Here is a 357-nt window from a genome sequence, read left to right as displayed (position 1 = left end):
ATGTCCTCGGGTTCGCCCAGGCGCTCCAGCGGCGGCATCTTGGCGAAATGCTCGATCAGTTCCGGGCTCTTGCCCTGCTTGAACAGGTCGGTGGCGACGGGGCCGGGCGCCACGGCGTTGACCGTGATGCGGCGGCCGCGCAGTTCCTTGGCGAACACGCGGGTGAAGCTTTCCACCGCGGCCTTGCTGGCGATGTAGATGCCGTAGGTGGGCATGTTCAGCGCCAGCGTGGTGCTGGAGACGTTGACGATGCTGCCGCCGTCGGCCAGCCGCGCGCCGGCCTCGCGCAGGGTGTTGAAGGTGCCGCGGGTGTTGATGTCGAAGGTCTGGTCGTAGATCTCGTCGGTGGCCTCGGCC

Annotated in this window: 1 protein-coding gene; it reads right to left on the bottom strand. The window is 67.8% G+C overall.

All coding sequences use genetic code 11. From position 1 onward, the window contains the following. On the bottom strand, window positions 1–357 hold a 357-nt coding region (locus RCF13_RS06820; protein WP_308141003.1), incomplete at both ends, for an SDR family oxidoreductase.

Source organism: Stenotrophomonas maltophilia group sp. RNC7 (genome assembly GCF_030910085.1).
GTDB lineage: Bacteria > Pseudomonadota > Gammaproteobacteria > Xanthomonadales > Xanthomonadaceae > Stenotrophomonas > Stenotrophomonas sepilia.
Note: the sequence above shows the minus strand (reverse complement) of the source record. Positions and strands in the feature narration are given on the sequence as shown.